The 18,322-nt window shown below is 67.4% G+C and carries 16 protein-coding genes; 8 read left to right on the top strand and 8 right to left on the bottom strand.

The window, feature by feature from the left end:
* Positions 1–200: 200 nt before the first annotated feature.
* The 5 genes from C7I84_RS10685 to hutI form a co-directional block, all read right to left on the bottom strand.
* Positions 201–788, bottom strand: a complete 588-nt coding sequence (locus C7I84_RS10685) for a HutD/Ves family protein (RefSeq protein WP_245428383.1) — start codon at positions 786–788, stop codon at positions 201–203.
* Positions 785–2,455, bottom strand: coding sequence for a urocanate hydratase (hutU, locus tag C7I84_RS10680; RefSeq protein ID WP_106772155.1), 1,671 nt, complete (start codon positions 2,453–2,455; stop codon positions 785–787). The genes C7I84_RS10685 and hutU overlap by 4 nt, the downstream gene beginning before the upstream one ends.
* Before the next feature lie 92 nt (positions 2,456–2,547).
* Positions 2,548–3,360, bottom strand: a complete 813-nt coding sequence (gene hutG, locus C7I84_RS10675; RefSeq protein ID WP_106772154.1) for an N-formylglutamate deformylase — start codon at positions 3,358–3,360, stop codon at positions 2,548–2,550.
* Positions 3,361–3,486: 126 nt separating this feature from the next.
* Positions 3,487–5,019 (bottom strand): histidine ammonia-lyase, encoded by a 1,533-nt coding sequence (hutH, locus tag C7I84_RS10670; protein ID WP_106772153.1) that lies wholly within the window; start codon positions 5,017–5,019, stop codon positions 3,487–3,489.
* Entirely contained in the window at positions 5,016–6,251 is a 1,236-nt protein-coding gene (gene hutI, locus C7I84_RS10665) for an imidazolonepropionase (RefSeq protein WP_106772152.1), read from the bottom strand. Before hutI ends, hutH begins: the two co-directional genes overlap by 4 nt.
* Positions 6,252–6,325: 74 nt before the next feature.
* Here hutI and C7I84_RS10660 point away from each other — a divergent pair, with 74 nt between their 5' ends.
* Both C7I84_RS10660 and hutC read left to right on the top strand, forming a co-directional pair.
* A complete protein-coding gene (locus C7I84_RS10660) occupies positions 6,326–7,681 on the top strand; it encodes a formimidoylglutamate deiminase (RefSeq protein WP_106772151.1) in 1,356 nt (451 codons plus the stop codon).
* Positions 7,682–7,692: 11 nt separating this feature from the next.
* Positions 7,693–8,427: a histidine utilization transcriptional repressor HutC gene (gene hutC, locus C7I84_RS10655; protein WP_106772150.1), complete on the top strand. Its 735-nt coding sequence runs from the start codon at positions 7,693–7,695 to the stop codon at positions 8,425–8,427.
* A gap of 256 nt (positions 8,428–8,683) precedes the next feature.
* Here hutC and C7I84_RS10650 read toward each other — a convergent pair whose 3' ends face one another.
* Positions 8,684–9,028 (bottom strand): RidA family protein, encoded by a 345-nt coding sequence (locus tag C7I84_RS10650; protein WP_106772149.1) that lies wholly within the window; start codon positions 9,026–9,028, stop codon positions 8,684–8,686.
* Positions 9,029–9,065: 37 nt separating this feature from the next.
* Positions 9,066–10,181: an NAD(P)/FAD-dependent oxidoreductase gene (locus C7I84_RS10645; protein WP_106772148.1), complete on the bottom strand. Its 1,116-nt coding sequence runs from the start codon at positions 10,179–10,181 to the stop codon at positions 9,066–9,068.
* A gap of 1,065 nt (positions 10,182–11,246) precedes the next feature.
* Here C7I84_RS10645 and aztA point away from each other — a divergent pair.
* The 4 genes from aztA (at position 11,247) to aztD (ending at position 15,676) form a co-directional block, all read left to right on the top strand.
* The gene (gene aztA, locus C7I84_RS10640; protein ID WP_106772147.1) at positions 11,247–12,032 is read left to right on the top strand and encodes a zinc ABC transporter ATP-binding protein AztA; all 786 of its coding nucleotides are present in this window, start codon (positions 11,247–11,249) and stop codon (positions 12,030–12,032) included.
* A gap of 296 nt (positions 12,033–12,328) precedes the next feature.
* Entirely contained in the window at positions 12,329–13,198 is an 870-nt protein-coding gene (gene aztB, locus C7I84_RS10635; RefSeq protein ID WP_106772146.1) for a zinc ABC transporter permease AztB, read from the top strand.
* Positions 13,199–13,215: 17 nt separating this feature from the next.
* Entirely contained in the window at positions 13,216–14,160 is a 945-nt protein-coding gene (gene aztC / locus C7I84_RS10630) for a zinc ABC transporter substrate-binding protein AztC (RefSeq protein ID WP_106772145.1), read from the top strand.
* 304 nt (positions 14,161–14,464) lie between these two features.
* Entirely contained in the window at positions 14,465–15,676 is a 1,212-nt protein-coding gene (gene aztD, locus C7I84_RS10625) for a zinc metallochaperone AztD (RefSeq protein ID WP_106772144.1), read from the top strand.
* A gap of 33 nt (positions 15,677–15,709) precedes the next feature.
* Here aztD and C7I84_RS10620 read toward each other — a convergent pair whose 3' ends face one another.
* Complete coding sequence (locus tag C7I84_RS10620) at positions 15,710–16,606, bottom strand: LysR family transcriptional regulator (RefSeq protein WP_106772143.1); 897 nt, start codon at positions 16,604–16,606, stop codon at positions 15,710–15,712.
* A 114-nt stretch (positions 16,607–16,720) separates the two neighbouring features.
* On the opposite strand from C7I84_RS10620, the gene C7I84_RS10615 reads away from it, so the two are divergent.
* Together C7I84_RS10615 and C7I84_RS10610 are read left to right on the top strand one after the other, a co-directional pair.
* Positions 16,721–17,722, top strand: coding sequence for an aldo/keto reductase (locus C7I84_RS10615; RefSeq protein ID WP_106772142.1), 1,002 nt, complete (start codon positions 16,721–16,723; stop codon positions 17,720–17,722).
* Positions 17,723–17,838: 116 nt separating this feature from the next.
* On the top strand, positions 17,839–18,177 hold the full coding sequence (locus tag C7I84_RS10610; protein ID WP_106772141.1) for a protein tyrosine phosphatase family protein: 339 nt from the start codon (positions 17,839–17,841) through the stop codon (positions 18,175–18,177).
* Positions 18,178–18,322 lie beyond the last annotated feature (145 nt).

The raw sequence follows: 18,322 nt of genomic DNA, 5'->3' as shown, positions 1-18,322 counted from the left end.
CCTTAAGAGCGCTTAACCGTTTCAATCTGGAAAGGTTGCATCCTGTACCGGTCGATCTTCGATTTCAGTTCGCGACGCACGTCACCATCGCCCCGCTCACGCATTGACCGCCGACACCGTCCGGTCGATGATGGAAAGCGCAGCGATTTTTGGCTTTTTCGTGGTGATACGAGAATGCGATGAAATCTCTGTGAACGGCGTCAGCCGCGTACGATCTTTGTCACATAAATCAATGCTGTAGGCTGGGGCCGCAGGACCGCGGCGGCGATCACGCCGGAACACATCAGCGTGTCCCGCCTGCCGAGCACCGCCGTGGCGTCGACCGCTTGGATTGCGAGTTCGCCTTCCGCGCAGAAGACGAGGGTCCCGGCGTCGGAAAGCTCGATCGCGGCGGCACCGTCCAGGACAAGGCGTGTCATCGTATGCGCGACGCGGCCGCGTCGCGACATCATGTTGAGGTCGACGATCGGTCCGCCGACGAGGTCGGCGGCGGCAGGCCGGTCGGCGGCAAAGGCGAAGGGCGGCGAATCCTGTGTCAGCGTGACTGCGGAATCGTCGCCGACCACCAGCCGGATACCCTCTCCCTCGAGCACGGCCAGCGTGCGGTCGATGCCGGGAAAGGCGGAGAACGGCCCGTCGGTCTCGACCCGCGCCATCGACAGCCGCCAGTCGAAATCGTCCAGCGTCGCGCCTGCCGGCCAGATCAGGACCTCGGCCGTCTCGCCGCCTCCGTTCTTCCAGCGCATGATGCGGTGGTCGGCGGCTCGGATGACGGCAAAACCGCTCACCCGAGAATGCCGGGCAGGTTGAGCTGCTTCTCGCGGGCGCAGTCGAGGGCGATCTCGTAGCCGGCGTCGGCGTGGCGCATGACGCCGCTGGCCGGGTCGTTCCACAACACCCGCTCCAGACGGCGCGCCGCTTCCGGCGTGCCATCGGCGACGATGACCATGCCGGCGTGCTGGGAAAAGCCCATGCCGACGCCGCCGCCGTGATGCAGCGACACCCAGGTGGCGCCGGAGGCCGTGTTGAGCAGCGCATTGAGCAGCGGCCAGTCGGAGACGGCGTCGGAGCCGTCCTTCATCGCCTCGGTCTCGCGGTTGGGCGAGGCGACCGAGCCGGAATCGAGATGGTCGCGGCCGATGACGATCGGCGCCTTCAGCTCGCCCTTGGCCACCATCTCGTTGAAGGCCAGCCCGAGCCGGTGGCGGTCGCCGAGCCCGACCCAGCAGATGCGGGCCGGCAGGCCCTGGAAGGAAATGCGCTGGCGCGCCATGTCGAGCCAATTGTGCAGGTGACTGTTGCCAGGCGTCAGCTCCTTCACCTTGGCGTCGGTCTTGTAGATGTCTTCCGGATCGCCCGAAAGTGCCGCCCAGCGGAACGGACCGACGCCGCGGCAGAACAGCGGGCGGATATAGGCCGGCACGAAGCCGGGGAAGGCGAAGGCGTTCTCGAAACCTTCGTCCTTGGCCACCTGGCGGATGTTGTTGCCATAGTCGAGCGTCGGCACGCCGGCGTTCCAGAAACCGACCATCGCCTCGACATGCTCGCGCATGGAGGCGCGGGCCGCCTTCTCCACGGCCGTCGGATCGCTGATGCGCTTCTCGCGCCATTCGGCCAGCGACCATCCCTTCGGCAGATAGCCGTTCAGCGGGTCATGGGCAGAAGTCTGGTCGGTCAGCATGTCCGGTCGCACGCCGCGCCGCAGCAGTTCAGGCACGATGTCGGCGGCGTTGCCGAGCAGGCCGACCGACTTCGCCTCGCCCGCCCTGGTCCAGCGCTCGATCTTTTCCAGCGCCTCGTCCAGCGTATCGGCGCGCTCATCGACATAGCGGGTACGCAGGCGAAAATCGATCGAGTCCGGATTGCATTCGATGGCGAGGCAGCAGGCGCCGGCCATGACGGCGGCAAGCGGCTGGGCGCCGCCCATGCCGCCGAGACCGGCCGTCAGGATCCACTTGCCCGTGAGGTTGCCGCCATAATGCTGGCGGCCGGCCTCGACGAACGTCTCGTAGGTGCCCTGCACGATGCCCTGCGTGCCGATGTAGATCCACGAGCCGGCCGTCATCTGGCCGTACATCATCAGGCCCTTCTTATCGAGCTCGTTGAAATGCGCCCAGTCGGCCCAGTGCGGCACCAGGTTGGAGTTGGCGATCAGCACGCGCGGCGCGTCGGCATGGGTGCGGAACACGCCCACCGGCTTTCCCGACTGCACCAGCAGCGTCTCATCGTTCTCCAGCGTCTTCAGCGCTGCGACGATTGCGTCGAAATCGTTCCACGTCCTGGCCGCACGGCCGATACCGCCATAGACGACCAGTTCGTTGGGGTTTTCGGCCACGTCCGGGTCGAGATTGTTCATCAACATCCTGAGCGGCGCCTCGGTCGTCCAGGATTTCGCGTTGAGTTTGTCGCCGCGTGGAGCGCGGACCTCGCGGATGTTGTGGCGGGGATTGGTCATGTCGTTGCCCTTCGCACGTTTCGGCGCTCCGTCGGAGCGCAGCGCCGCCAGATCCGCCGCTTTCGCCAGCGGAAATCGGCTTGTGAACAGATTCAGCCGGCCTTTCCAGCCAGTTCAAACGCAAGTGTCTGAAGTTCCTCCAGAATTTCGCGGAGAACCGATCGCATCCGGTGGGTTTTGTCCCCTTTTTCGTAGGCAAAGGGCGGCGATTCGCTCGCTAGATGCGTCGCCTGCGCCAACTCCATCTGAATGGCATGCACGCCCTGCTGCGGCCGGCCATAGTGTCGCGTCGTCCAGCCGCCCTTGAAGCGGCCGTTGACGACATGCGTGTAACCATCTGCTTTCGCGCAGGTTTCCCGCACCGCCGTCTCGATCTCGGGCGCGCAGGTCAGCCCATCGTTGGTGCCGATGTTGAAGTCCGGCAGCTTGCCCTCGAACAGGAACGGGCAGACGGACCGGATCGAGTGGCAATCGTAGAGAACGGCGATCCCATGCTCGGCCCTCACCCGCTCGATCTCGGCGGCGAGTGCTGCGTGATAAGGCCGGTGAAAAGCCTCAAGCCGCGTCGCGATATCCGCGTCGCCCGGCGCTTCGCCGTCCCGCCAGATCGGCTGGTCGTCGAAATCGGTCAGCGGCACGAGACCCGTGGTGTTCTGGCCGGGATAGAGGCTCTGGCCGGACGGGTCGCGATTGGCGTCGATGACGTAGCGATGGAACGTCGCCCGCACCATGGTGGCGCTGGCCAGCAGGCCGTCATAGAGCTGGTCGACATGCCAGTCGGTGTCGCGAAGCTTTTGGCCCTCGTCGTTCAGGCGGGACCATATGTCTTCGGGCACGTAGGCGCCGACATGCGGAAAGGCGAGGATGACCGGTGAGGAGCCGCGACGGATTTCGACCGGGGTCATGGCCGCGCCCCATCAACGTCGCGCTCCGTCCAGTACCCCTCATCCGACCTACCCCTCGGCAAGCTCGGGGTCGGCCACCTTCTCCCGAGGGGGAGGTCGGATGAGGGGTGCTGCATGGAAGTCGACCTATGCCAGTTCGGGCAATATTTCTGTCGACACGCTGGCATTCAAGGCGCCCGACAGCACAAGCTCCGCACCCGCCGCCAGATCGTCGGCCATATATCGGTCGACTTCCAGCTCGGGCACAACCGCCCGGATCGCCGCATGCGCCTTGAGCAATTCGGTCCCGGTCCTGAGCGGAGCCCGAAAATCCACGCCTTGCGCCGCGGTGATCGCCTCGATGCCGATGATGCCGGCGAGATTCTGCGTCATCTGCAGAAGCCGCCGGGCGCCATGGCAGGCCATGGAGACGTGGTCCTCCTGGTTAGCGGAGGTAGGCGTCGAATCGACGGAGGCGGGATGCGCCATCTGCTTGTTCTCGCTCATCAGCGCCGCCGATGTCACCTCTGCGATCATCAGACCGGAGTTGAGCCCCGGCTTCTTCGCCAAAAAGGCCGGCAGACCGAAGGACAGCCCCGGATCGACCAGCAGCGCGATGCGGCGCTGAGCGATGGCGCCGACCTCGCAGACTGCGATAGCGATCTGGTCGGCAGCGAAGGCAACCGGCTCGGCGTGGAAATTGCCGCCCGAAACCACCGACCCGTCACCCAGCACCAGCGGGTTGTCGGTGACGGCGTTGGCCTCGGTCTCCAGCGTGCGCGCCGCCATGCGCAGCAGGTCGAGGCAGGCGCCGTCGACCTGCGGCTGGCAGCGGATGCAATACGGATCCTGCACGCGCTCGTCGCCTTCGAGATGGCTGTCGCGGATCTCCGAGCCCTTCAGCAGCGCGCGCAGCGCCGCGGCCGTGTCGATCTGGCCGCGATGGCCGCGCAGTTCATGGATTTCGGCATGGAACGGCGCGGAGGAGCCCATCGCCGCGTCGGTCGACAGCGCGCCGGTGATCAGCGCTGCCCGCGCCGCCCGATGCGCGCGGAACAGGCCGGTCAGCGCTAGCGCGGTCGACACCTGGGTGCCGTTGATCAGCGCCAGCCCTTCCTTGGCGGCCAGCACGATCGGCTTCAGCCCGGCCTTTTGCAGCGCGGCCTCGGCCGGCATGTGCGCGCCTTCGAAAAACACGTCGCCGACGCCGATCATCGCCGCCGTCATATGCGCCAGCGGGGCAAGGTCGCCCGAAGCGCCGACCGATCCCTTTTCAGGAACGACCGGCACGATATTTTTCGCCAGCATCGCCTCGATCAGCGCGATGGTTTGCGGCCGCACGCCCGACGCGCCGCGCCCCAGCGAATTCAGCTTCAGCGCCATCACCAGCCGCACGATCTCCGGCGCCAGCGGCTCGCCGACGCCGCAGCAATGCGACAGGATCAGGTTGCGCTGCAACGTTTCGACGTCGCCGGCCGGAATGCGCACGCTGGCGAGCTTTCCGAAACCGGTGTTGATGCCGTAGACCGGATCGCCCTTGGCGACGATGCCGGCGACCACCGCCGCGCTCGCCGCGATGCGGTCCCGCCCAGCCGGATCGAGCGACGGCACGGCACCGTCCAGCACCGCCCGCCAGTGGTCGAGCGGAACGGTGCCGGGCCGCAGGACGATTTCGGTCATGACCCTCTCCAGACACGCTGATGCAACGGATTGAATCCCATGCGGTAGACCAGTTCGGCCGGCCGCTCGATGTCCCAGATGGCGAGGTCGGCCCATTTGCCAGCCTCGATCGTGCCGGTTTCGGCCGCCAGGCCGAGCGCGGTCGCCGCATTGCGGGTGACGCCGAGCAGGCACTCCTCGACCGTCATGGAAAACAGCGTCGCCGCCATGTTCATGGTCAGCAGCAGCGAGGTCAGCGGCGAGGTGCCGGGATTGCAATCCGTTGCCACGGCCATGGTGACGCCGGCATCCCTGAAAAGCTGGATCGGCGGCTTCCTGGTCTCGCGGATGAAATAATAGGCGCCGGGCAGGATCACCGCGACGGTTTCGGCCTCAGCCATCGCGGCCGCGCCCTCGGCATCCGTATATTCGAGATGGTCGGCCGACAGCGCGCCGTAACGGGCTGCAAGAGCGGCTCCATGCAGGTTGGAAAGCTGATCGGCATGCAGTTTTACCGGCAGGCCCAACACTCTCGCCTTGTCGAACACCCGGGAAATCTGTTCGGGCGAGAAAGCGATGCCCTCGCAAAACCCGTCGACGGCGTCGGCCAGCCCTTCCGCGGCGATCGCAGGCAGCATTTCGTCCGCCACCTTCGCGACGAACATATCCTTGTCACCCGCCGCCTCGGGCGGCAATGCGTGCGCCCCGAGGAAGCTTGTCTTGACCGAGATCGGCCGTTCTTCCGCCAGCCTGCGGCCGGCGCGCAGCGACTTCGCCTCGTTGTCGAGATCGAGACCGTAGCCGGATTTCACCTCGACTGTGGTCACGCCTTCGGCAATCAGCGCATCGAGGCGCGGCAGGGTCTGGCGGATAAGCTCGTCCTCGCTCCCCGCGCGCAGGGCGCGCACCGACGACACGATACCGCCGCCGGCCTTTGCCACCTCCTCATAAGTCGCGCCGGCCAGCCGCATCTCGAACTCGTTGGCGCGATTTCCCGCATGGACCAGATGCGTGTGGCAGTCGATCAGGCCCGGCGTGATCCAGCGGCCATCGCAGTCGACCATATCGGCATTGACGGCCAAACTCGCCGGCAGGTCGGCTTCCGGACCAGCGAAAGCGATCTTGCCGTCGACCGACGCGACCGCGCCGCGCTCCACGACGCCCAGTCCCGGAAGCGTCGGCGAAATGGTCGCCAGCCTGGCATTGCGCCAGATGCGTTTGCCCGCCGCCACTCTCCGTTCCTTTTCGGTCATCGACTTTTCCGTTTCCCAATCGGCATCAATATGTATATACATAACGAACGAAGATGCAAGCGAGCGGGCGGCATATGAAGGGTGTTTTCGCCAGGGAAGCGCTGCTCACGAGCGGCTGGGCCGTGGATGTCCACATCGCCTTCGACGGCGGCGCGATCGTCTCCGTGGAAGCCGACGCATCTCCGGTGGCCGGCGACGAACGCGCCGCCATCCTGCTGCCCGCCATGCCCAACCTGCATAGCCACGCCTTTCAGCGCGGCATGGCCGGGCTGGCGGAGACGCGCGGTCCCGGCGACGACAGCTTTTGGTCGTGGCGCGAGGTCATGTACCGCTTCGCGCTGTCGATCACGCCGGAGCAGGTCGAGGCGGTCGCCGCGCAGCTCTATGTCGAAATGCTGGAGGCGGGTTTCGGCCGCGTCGGCGAGTTCCACTATCTCCACCACGATCACGACGGCCGGCCTTATACCGATATCGCCGAGATGGCAGAACGCATCGCCGCCGCCGCGACTGAAACCGGCATCGGGCTGACGCTGCTGCCGGTCTTCTACGCGCATTCCGGCTTTGGTGGACTTGCGCCGAATGACGGGCAGCGGCGATTCATTAACGATATCGAATCCTTCTCCCGCCTTGTTGAGGCAAGCCGTGAAGCCGTGGCGGAGCTCGGAGATGCTGTCGTCGGCGTCGCGCCGCACAGCCTTCGTGCCGTCACCCCGCAAGAACTCGCCACCGTTGCCGATCTCGGCATGGGCGGGCCGATCCATATCCATGTCGCCGAGCAGACCCGCGAGGTCGAGGACTGCGTCGCCTGGTCGGGCGCCCGGCCGGTCGAATGGCTGCTAGCCAACGCACCGGTCGGCGAAAACTGGTGCCTGATCCACGCCACCCACATGACGGAGGCCGAGACGGCGGCTATGGCCAGGAGCGGCGCTGTCGCCGGGCTGTGCCCGATCACCGAAGCCAATCTCGGCGACGGCATCTTTCCCGGCCGCGCCTTCCTGGACCATGGCGGACGCTTCGGCGTCGGCTCCGATTCCAACGTGCTGATCGGCGTGCCGGACGAATTGCGGCAGCTCGAATATTCGCAGCGCCTGCTCACGCGCCAGCGCAACGTGCTGGCACCGGCAGGCGCCTCGAACGGTCGGGCTCTGTTCGACGCAGCACTTGCTGGCGGCAACCAGGCGCTCAGCGGCCGGCCGTCGGGCATCGCCGTCGGAGGCGCCGCCAGCCTGGTGTCGCTCGACGCATCGCACCCGACGCTCGCCGGCAAATCCGGCGACGCCCTCCTCGACGCCTGGATCTTCGCCAACGGCGCGCGGGTCGACGCCGTCTGGATCGGCGGCAGGAAACTGGTCTCGCAGGGCCGCCACATCCGCCGCGAGGCGATCGCCGAGCGGTTCAGGACGGCGATGATCGCGCTGTCGGCGGGTTGAAAAGGCGGGCGATGACGGCGCTGCACGACATTCCGCAGGTCCAGGAAGCACCCTCGCTGCACCGGCGCATCCTCGCCGACATCACCGACAAGATCGTCTCGGGCGAATGGCCGCCCGGCCACCGCATTCCGTTCGAATACGAGCTGTCGGCGCAGTATGGCTGCTCGCGCATGACGGTGAACAAGGCGCTGTCGCAGCTCGCCAAGGCCGGGCTGATCGAGCGGCGGCGACGCTCCGGCAGTTTCGTCAGCCAGCCGAAATCGCAGGCGGCGATCCTCGAGATCCACGACATCAAGACCGAGGTGCAGGCGCTCGGCCTGCCCTACCGCTACAAGCTGCTGGGGCGGACAATGCGCCGCGCCACGGCCGGTGATCGGGAGCGCCTCGGCCTCGCCGGGCCTTCGCCGGTCATTGCCCTCGCCTGCCGGCATTTCGCTGGGGCGCGGCCCTTCTGCCACGAGGACCGGGTGATCAGCCTCGCCGCCGTGCCCGAGGCGGAGGGCGAGGCATTTCAGGCAAGCGCGCCCGGTCCCTGGCTGGTCGACCGCGTGCCGTGGAGCGTCGCCGAGCACCGCATCCGCGCCAGCGGGGCCGATGCCTCGATCGCGGCGCTCCTCGACATCGAGGCCGGCGCACCCTGCCTGGTGGTCGAGCGCCGGACCTGGAGCGCGGAGGCGCCGGTGACGCATGTGCGCTTCACCTATGCCGGCGACAGCCACATGCTGGTGGCGCGGTTCACGCCGTAGGAGAGTGCAAGCTCCTGGGACAGTTTTATTACTTTTTCGGCCCGCGCGAGGTCTGAACCGCGGCGGCTATTCTGCCGAAAGAAGGTAAACTGTCCCCGGTAGTTCCTCGTCTTCCGTCGGCGAAGCAGCCCCTCTCCGTCTCGGGCTTCGCCCTCGCCACCTTTCCCCCACTTCGTGGGGCGAGGAACCCAGGCTGGCGAGGCGCCGCCGTCGCGGCAGCGTTTTCCTCCCTCAGATCGCGGCAGCGTTTTCCCGCTCAGACCGCCGCGGTGATGATGATCTCGACCGAATATTCCGGGGCGGCGAGCTTTGCCTCGCCGGTGGCGCGGGCGGGCGTGTGGCCCTGGGCGACCCAGGCGTCCCACACGGCGTTCATCTCCTGGAAATTCGACATGTCGGACAGCCAGATGATGGCCTGCAGGATCTTGGTCTTGTCGGTGCCGGCCTTGGCCAGCAGCTCGTCGACGGTCGCAAGGATCGCCTTGGTCTGCGAGGTCACGCTTTCGCCCGGCGCGCCGACCTGGCCGGCCAGATAGACGGTGTTGCCGTGGATGACGATGTCGCTCATGCGCGGGCCGACACCGATTCTGCGAATGCTCATCTTTCTTCCTCTTTCTGACTGACCGGTCATTGCGGCCCTACAGGCGAAAACGGTCGGGTGACAGCGCCGGCACGATCGCCTGCATGTCGGCCGGCAGCGAGGCCCGCCTTATCAACTGTCCGGCCAGCCGTGACAAGGCCGGCGAGGTCTGGATTCCGTAGCCGCCCTGCCCCGCCAGCCAGAAGAAGCCCGGCGCGGCGGCGTCGAAGCCGGCGACGGGCGTGCGGTCGGGCGCGAAGGTGCGCAGCCCGGCCCAGCTGCGCTCGACATGGGTGACCGGCATCGTCACCGCCTGCTCGAACCGGTAGAGGCCCTCGGCCAGCACCATGTCGTCGGCGAAGGCGTCATGCGGCTCGACCGGGTCCTCGTCGGCCGGCGAGACGAACAGGCGGCCGCCGTCCGGCTTGGCGTACCAGGTCTCCTGCGCGTCGGCAAAGAGCGGCCACTGCCGGAAATCGAGCCCTTCGGGACCCGGCAGCACGGCCATCGACCGGCGCAGCGGCTGCAGGCCGATCGGCGAGACTCCTAGCGACTTCGCCACATGATCGGCCCAGGCGCCGGCGGCGTTGATCACCACCGGGGCCTTGATACGGCAGTCACGGGTTTCGAGAATCCACTGCCCGTCGACATGCTCGCCGCTGAAGACATCGTTGCCGGTGACGAGCCTCGCCCCCGCCGCCTTCGCCGCCTTCAGCCAGCCCTGGTGGAGAGCCGCCACGTCGATGTCCCGGGCGTCGGGCTCATAGGCGGCAACGGCGATCGCCTCCTTCCGCAGGATGGGCACGATGGCGACGGCTTCCTCGGCGGAGATTTCGCGCAGATCCTCGGACTCGGCCATCAAAGCGGCGTGATGGTCGAGGCCGCCCGCATCGGCGACGGAAAGCCAGCCGCGCGGCGACAGCAGCGGATAAGGGAATAAAGCCCGGTCGGGATTCTCGAACAGCGGTGCGCTGGCGCGGTTGAGGGCGCGGATGACGGCGTTGCCGTAGTTCTGGATAAAAATCGCCGCCGAGCGGCCGGTGGAATGATGGCCGGGGCGCTCCTCCCTCTCGACGACCAGCACGCGGAAATCGCGCGCCAGGTCGGCGGCGGCGCCCGCCCCGGCGATGCCCGCCCCGATCACCACAATATCGGCTTCGAGCCTCTCGGCCATGTCGGGCCCTCCCGTTCGTGTTGCCTGACGACTAGCCGCCGGGCGCGGCCGGCGCAAGCGTGTCCCGTCTCGGCCGCCCCACGCCTCTCTCGATCTGCCCCGCCGTCCTCGACAGTCGGGACCGGCCGTTTTAGGCAAGGCATCGCCACGCCGGTGCACGCTCTCTCCAAACCCCTCTCCGTCTCGGGCTCCGCCCTCGACACCTCTCCCCCACTCCGTGGGGGCGAGGAACCCAGGCTGGAGGAGCGCCGGCATCGCGGCAGCGGTTCTTCGCCCCCGCAGGGGAGAGGTGTCGAGGGCGAAGCCCGAGACGGAGAGGGGGAAGCGCCGGGAGAGGAAGCGCCGGGGACAGTTTACTTTTTTCGGCCCGCGCGACCTCTGAACTGCTGCGGCCTTTCTGCCGAAAGATAGTAAACTGTCCCCTGAGCATCCCTTGAGCATACGTCATTCTCGCCACGCCCGGCACCGCCGTCTGGCCATTGAGAAGATCGGGAAGACGGGCGGCCGCAGGATCGCTCATCTAAATTTATATGCGACCTTTCGGCCGCCCATCCGGTGCTTCTTCGCCACTTCATTTCCGGGTCATGGGATCGTACTCGCTACTCCGGCTCAAGTGTCGCCGGCGATATCCCGCTCATGACGGCTCCTGAGGCCATACCGGAGCCCCGTCCCGCTCATTCGTCGGGATCGTTAGAAACTCTGAAGCAGCGCCGGCCCTCACGGCCACGTTAGCCGCTACCCTCCGGACACCGGCCCCTCCCCGCAGACCACCGTCATGATCGGCGTTCCCGCAGGAGGGACTGCCGGGATTATGCGAGAGGCGGGAGGGGCGGGGATAAAACCAGCAGGAAAAGTGCCTGCCTCTCCGCGGCGGCTATCGCGGCGACGAGAGGCAAGTGCGGGAAACAGCTAGCCTTTTCCGCAGAAGCGCACAACTTGCTTCAAGGCCTGCACGGGCGGAACGCAAGAAAACTATCCCCTGCGCCGAACCAGCCGAACGCATTCCGGTTGACACATGTTATAGTATAACATACTGACTGCCACCCTGACTCACGCGACCGCCCGATGACCGAAGCCGCCATCACCTTCCGCGACCTGACGCTCGGCTACAACAGCCACCCGGCCGTGCACCACCTCAACGGCACGGTGCGCCGCGGCTCGCTGACGGCCGTCGTCGGCCAGAACGGCTCGGGCAAGTCGACGCTGATGAAGGGGATCGTCGGCGTGTTGAAGCCGATGGCCGGCGCCTGCACGGTCGAGCCCGGCGCGCGCGTCGCCTACCTGCCGCAGCAATCCGAGCTCGACCGCAGCTTTCCCGCGCGGGTGGTCGACCTCGTCTCGATGGGGCTGTGGCCGAAGCGCGGGCTGCTCGGCCGCACCACGAAAGCCGACCGCGAGGCGGTCGGCAAGGCGCTGCTGTCCGTCGGCATGGGCGGCTTCGAGGGCCGCTCCATCGACACGCTGTCCGGCGGCCAGCTGCAGCGGGCGCTGTTCGCCCGGGTGCTGGTGCAGGACGCCGACATCATCCTGCTCGACGAGCCGTTCAACGCCATCGACGCCAAGACGGTCGGCGACCTGATCGGCGTCATCAAACGCTGGCACGGCGACAGTCTCACCGTGATGGTGGTGGTCCACGACCTCGACCTGGTGCGCACGCATTTTCCCGAAACGCTGCTGATGGCGCGCAGCCCGATCGCCTGGGGCGCCACCGGCGAGGCGCTGAAGCCGGAAAACCTGCTGCACGCGCGGCGTTTCGACGAGGCCTGGCACGAGGATGCGCCGTGGTGCGAACCGGCGGGGCACGATCACGACCATGGCGATCATGATCACAAGCATCACGCCCATGCGTAGTTGGTTCCGTCTCGTTTCCGCGCGGAAAGGGTGCCGGGCTGGGTCACCGCTCATCCGGGCGCCTCGCAGCCACCTTCTCTCGCAAGGAGCCGGGGCAGTTCGGACGCCTCGTACCCCCACCCCTAACCCCTCCCCTCAAGGGGGAGGGGGATCTTGCGGCCGCCCTGCGGAGCAAAACCATCGACGATTTGCGCCCAGCGGTGACGCAAGCCGGTCCCCCTCGCCCTTGCGGGCAGAGGTCAGGGGTGGAGGTAATCCCACAGCCGATAGCCTCTTTCTAAGAGAGAGCCAGGCCGATGTATGACCTGCTGATCGCTCCCTTCGTCGAGTTCGGCTTCATGCAGCGCGCGCTGGCCGGCTCGCTGCTGCTGTCGCTCGCCGCCTGCCCGGTCGGCGTGTTCCTGATGCTCAGGCGCATGAGCCTGACCGGCGACGCCATGGCGCATGCGATCCTGCCGGGCGCGGCCGCCGGCTTCCTGCTCTACGGGCTGCAGATCGTGCCTATGACCATAGGCGGGCTGATCGCCGGCGTGGTGGTGGCGATCGGCGCCGGCGCGGTGTCGCGCTTCACCCTGCAGAAGGAGGACGCCTCGATGGCGGCCTTCTACCTGATCTCGCTGGCGCTCGGCGTGATGATCGTGTCGCTGCGCGGCTCCAGCGTCGATTTGATGCACGTGCTGTTCGGCACGGTGCTGGCGCTCGACGACGCGGCGCTGACGCTGATCGCCGGCATTTCCGTGGTCACGCTGGCAAGTCTCGCCATCTTCTGGCGGGCGCTGATCGCCGAATGCCTCGACCCGCTATTCCTGCGCTCGGTGAGCCGGCTGGGCACGCCGGTGCATTTCCTCTTCCTCGGCCTTGTCGTGCTCAACCTCGTCGGCGGCTTCCAGGCGCTCGGCACGCTGCTTTCGGTCGGGCTGATGATGCTGCCTGCGGCCGCCGCCCGCTTCTGGACCGGGCGGGTGATCACCATGTGCACGCTGGCCGTCGCCATCGGCATCGTTTCGTGCCTGTCGGGGCTGCTGCTCTCCTACCACGCCGCCCTGCCCTCCGGCCCGTCGATCATCCTGTCGGCCGGCGCCGTCTATCTGCTGTCCACGCTGTTCGGGACGCGCGGCGCCTTCCTGGCGCGCATCCGCCACCCGCATCGCCACCGCACCGCCTGACCTGAAAGGAATTTTCCATGCTGAAGTCGATCCGTCTCGCCCTCGCCACGAGCGTTATAACATTACTGCCATTCGCCGCCCTGCCCGCCTCCGCCGAGCCGCTGAAGGTGGTGGCCAGCTTCTCCATCATCGGCGACTTCGCCAAGAATGTCGGCGGCGACCGCATCGCACTCACCACGCTGGTCGGGCCTGACGGCGACGCCCATGTCTACGAGCCGAAGCCGGCCGACGCCGCCGCCATGGCGGGCGCCGACGTGGTGCTGGTCAACGGCCTGCATTTCGAAGGCTTTCTCAGCCGGCTCGCCGCGGCCAGCGCGTCAAAGGCGGCCGTGGTCGAGCTGACGAAGGGCGTCGAGCCGCTGAAGATGAAGGAGGAGCACGAGGGCCATGAAGGTGGGGAGGAGGCGCACGAAGGCCATCACCATCACGGCGACACCGACCCGCACGCTTTCCAATCGATCGCCAATGCGCGCATCTATGTGAAGAACATCGCCGATGCCTTCTGCGCCGCCGACGCGGCGGGCTGCCAGACCTACCAGGCAAACGCCGCCACCTACGACATGAAGCTCGCCGAGACCGAGGCGGCGGTGAAGGAAGAGATCGCGGCGATCCCGGCGGACAAGCGCGTGGTCATCACCTCGCACGACGCCTTCGGCTATTTCGAGCATGCCTACGGGCTCACCTTCCTCGCCCCCGAGGGCATCTCGACCGAGGCCGAGGCCTCGGCCGCCGACGTCGCGGCGCTGATCAGCCAGGTGCGGGAGGACAAGGCTTCGGCGATCTTCGTCGAAAATATCACCAACGCCCGGCTGATCGAGCAGATCGCCCGCGAGACGGGGCTGACGGTCGGCGGCACGCTCTATTCCGACGCGCTGTCGCAGCCGGACGGTCCCGCCGGCACCTATGTCGACCTGATGCTCAACAATGTGCGGACCATCAAGGGCGCCATTCTGGGGAGCTGAGGACCAGAAGCATTTCGTGGACGCTGGCCTGCGGTGAGAGGTGGTTGCGACAAGTCCCGCGCTCGGCCCCCTCTCCGTCTCGGGCTTCGCCCTCGCCACCTCTCCCCCACTGCGTGGGGGCGACGAACCCAGGCTGGATAAGCGCCGCCCGCGCGGCATCGGTTCCTCGCCCCCGCAAGGCGGGAGGTGTCGAGGGCGAAGCCCGAGACGGAGAGGGGGTCCAGAGCCGAGGCCGCAAGTTGTGAAGACCTCACTTTTCATCTGACTTTGACTGTTACAAAATAACATTACAAGGAGAAAACCCATGACCCGTCATCTCGCCACGTCCTCGCTCATCGCCCTTCTCGTCGGCCTCGCGCCGACATTGGCCGCGGCGGAGGAAAAGACCGCCTGGCGCCTGTTCGTGTCCGACCATGCGGAGTCGGTCGTCACCGTCATCGATGCGCTGAGCGGCGATCCGATCGAGACTTTCCCGGTGAAGGGTCCGGCGTCGCTCAAGCGCAGCGACAGCGGCCGGAGCGTCTTTGCCATCCAGGGCGCGGCCGGCACGGTCACGGCCTTCTCCTCCGGCATCTCCTTCGACGACCATGGCGACCACGGCGACATCGAGGTGTCGGCGCCGAAGCCGAGCGGCTTCGAGGTTTCTGGCAAAAAACCGTCGCATTTCGTCGAGCATGGCGGCGATATCGCCCTGTTCTTCGACGGCGAAGGGGTCGTCCGCATCACCGACGAAAAGACCGTGCTGCAAGGCAATTCGGCCGTGCGCGAGGTGAGGACGGACGCGCCGCATCACGGCGTGGCGGTCGCCTATGGCGAGCACGTGCTGGTGTCCGAGCCGAACAGGGAGAAGCCGGACGAGCTGCCGGTCGGCATCCGCGTGGTCGACAGGAGCGGGAGCCGGGTCGGCGACGTGCATGCCTGCCCGGACCTGCACGGCGAGGCGTCTTCCGGCAACCTTCTCGCCTTCGCTTGCGCCACCGGCCTGCTGGTGGTGAGCAAGGGCGAGGACGGCCCGGCGATCGAGCACCTGCCCTATGCCGACGCGCTGCCCGAGGGCAAGGCGACGACGCTCGCCGGCGGCAGGGGTTTGCAGTATTTCCTCGGCAATTATGGGCCGGACAAGGTCGTGCTGATCGACCCGACGGCGGCGGAAGACGCCTTCCGGCTGGTCGAGCTGCCGACGCGGCGCGTGCATTTCGCCGTCGATCCGGTGCGGCCGAAATTCGCCTATGTGTTCACCGAGGACGGGCAGCTGCACCAGCTCGACGTGGTGGCCGGGGCGATAACGAAGTCGGTGAAGCTGACCGAACCCTATTCCATGGACGGGCACTGGAGCGACCCGCGGCCGCGCGTGGCAGTGGCAGGCAACAGCGTCGTCGTGACCGACCCGCTGAAGGGCGTGCTGCACACGGTCGATGCCGCCTCCTTCGAGAAGGCCGGCGAGATCGCGGTCGACGGAAAACCGTTCAACATCGTCGCGGTCGGCGGTTCGGGCGAGAGCCACGCGACGGAGTGAGCCGGTGCATCGTATGGCGGATCGTTCCGGCAGCTAGCCGGAGCGGTTGCGCCGCCTGACGAAATCGACGAAGGCGCGCAGCGGCGCCGGCACGTGGCGCCGCCCGGGATAATAGAGATAGGGTCCCGGAAAGGGCGGGCACCAGTCGTCGAGCACGGTGACGAGGCGGCCGGCCTCGATATGCTCGCGCACATAGTCCTCGAAGGTGGCGCAGAAGCCGACGCCGTCGAGGCAGGCCTGGAGCTGGGCGGTGAGGTTGGTGGTCAGCAGCGGCCCGTCGGCGTCGATCTTCTCGACGACGCCGTCGCGCTCGAACTCCCAGACGGGCCTGAGGCCGCTGGGATAAACGATGCGCAGGCACGGCCGGCCGAGCAGGTCGCGCGGCCGCTCGACTGGCGGACCGGCTGCCACGAGCTCTGGCGCGGCGACGACGACGAAGCGCTGCGGCGGCCCGAGCGGCACCGCGATCACGTCCTGGGCGAGGCTTTCGCCCCAGCGCACGCCGGCATCGAAGCCGGCGGCGACGATGTCGATGAACGCCGTCTCGGCGACGATCTCCAGTTTTACGCGCGGATGCGCGGCGAGGAACGGACCCATGAGCGGCGCCAGCGCCAGCTCGATGGCCGGCTGCGGCGCATTGATGCGCAGCGTGCCGGCCGGCGCGTCGTCGGCGGCCCGCAGGTCGCCGACGGCTGCGGCGATGTCCGCCAGCGCCGGCGACAGCCGCTCCAGCAGGCGCCGCCCCGCCTCGGTGGGGGCGACCGAGCGCGTGGTGCGGTTGAGCAGGCGCAGATCGAGCACCGCCTCGAGGTCGCGCACCTGCTGGCTCAGCGTCGACGGCGACACACCGCGCTCGGCCGCGGCAGCGCGAAAACTGCGACGGCGGGCGACGGCGGCGAAAGCGGCGAGCAGGTTGAGGTCGTTCGGCATTGTACGGAATTCCGCACGGTCTGTTTCGACAAGGGCAGCTTATCGCACAGTAGAGCATGCGCCATCTTCGCGCTCAAGGCTCCTGCATGAGCCGCGTCGCGAATGGAGAGAAAGATGGACGAACGCACCCTCGGAAAAACCGGCCCGCTCGTGTCGAGGCTCGGGCTGGGCTGCATGGGCATGTCGGACCTCTACGGTCCGGCCAACCGCGAGGAAAGCCTGGCGACGCTGCATGCGGCCCTCGACGCCGGCATCACGCTGCTCGATACCGGCGATTTCTACGGCATGGGCCACAACGAGCTGCTGATCGCGGAGGCGCTGCGCGCCCGCAGCACCGGCACGGTGGCGATCAGCGTGAAGTTCGGCGCGCAGCGCGGGCCGGACGGCTCCTGGCTCGGCTTCGACGGCCGCCCCAGCGCGGTGAAGACCGCGGCCGCCTACAGCTTGAAGCGGCTTGGCGTCGAGGCGATCGACATCTACCGGCCGGCGCGCCTCGACCCCAACGTGCCGATCGAAGAGACCATCGGCGCCGTCGCCGATCTGGTGAAGGCCGGCTATGTCAGACATATCGGCCTGTCGGAGGTCGGCTCCGAGACGATCCGGCGCGCGGCAAGCGTCCACCCGATCGCCGACCTGCAGATCGAATATTCGCTGATCTCGCGCGGCATCGAGAACGGCATCCTGCAGACCTGCCGCGAGCTCGGCATCGGCATCACCGCCTATGGGGTCTTGTCGCGCGGGCTGATCAGCGGCCATTGGGACAGGCAGCGGGCGACGCAGGCCGGGGATTTCCGCGGCCGCAGCCCGCGCTTCCAGGACGGCAATCTCGAGCGCAATCTCGCCCTCGTCGAGGCGCTGCGGCGTGTGGCCGACAGCCGCGGCGCCAGCGTCGCGCAGATCGCCATCGCCTGGGTGCTGGCGCAGGGCGACGACATCGTGCCGCTGATCGGCGCGCGGCGGCGCGACCGGCTCGCCGAGGCGCTGGGCGCGCTCGACCTCGCGCTGTCGCCGGACGATCTGGCGGCGATCGAGCGGGCGGCGCCGAAGGGTGCCGCGGCGGGCTCGCGCTACGACGAGCACCAGATGGCAATGCTTGATAGCGAGCGACCGGTCTGATCCCCGCTTCAGGGGCGGTGCGTCGCCCTGAAGCCGGCCGCGGCGCAATGCAGCGGTTGCGGCGACGCCCGCGCGGTGGCATGACACCGGCAGAGATTTCTCCGGAGCTTCTACCCATGGACATCCGCCAGGTTACCGACGACTACGCCGTGTCCGGCCAGATCGCCGCCGACGACATCCGCGCCATCAAGGAGGCGGGATTCCGCTCCATCATCTGCAACCGCCCCGACGACGAGCAGCCCGGCCAGCCGAGCGCGGCCGAGATCGCGGTGGCGGCGGAAGCCGCGGAACTCGTCTTCCGCCACATCCCCTTCACCAGCGGCCAGATGACCGAAGAGGATGTTGCTGAGATGGCCGAGGCGCTCGACGAGATTCCCGGCCCGGTCTTCGCCTACTGCCGCTCCGGCGCGCGCTCGACCAATATTTTTATGGCGGCCAAACAGGCGAAGGGGTGAGCGGACTGCAATTTGTGGTGCGTCCCTCGACGCTCGCCCGTCGATGATATCGCTTCCATCCAATATCGTGCGGGCTCGCACCGCAGGATGAGAATAGTTGTGCCGGCAGGCCAGTCGCCAATGTTCTCGCCATGAGCACTGGCGG

The sequence above is a fragment of the Kumtagia ephedrae genome (assembly GCF_003012745.1).
Taxonomy (GTDB): Bacteria; Pseudomonadota; Alphaproteobacteria; order Rhizobiales; family Rhizobiaceae; genus Kumtagia; species Kumtagia ephedrae.
Note: the sequence above shows the minus strand (reverse complement) of the source record. Positions and strands in the feature narration are given on the sequence as shown.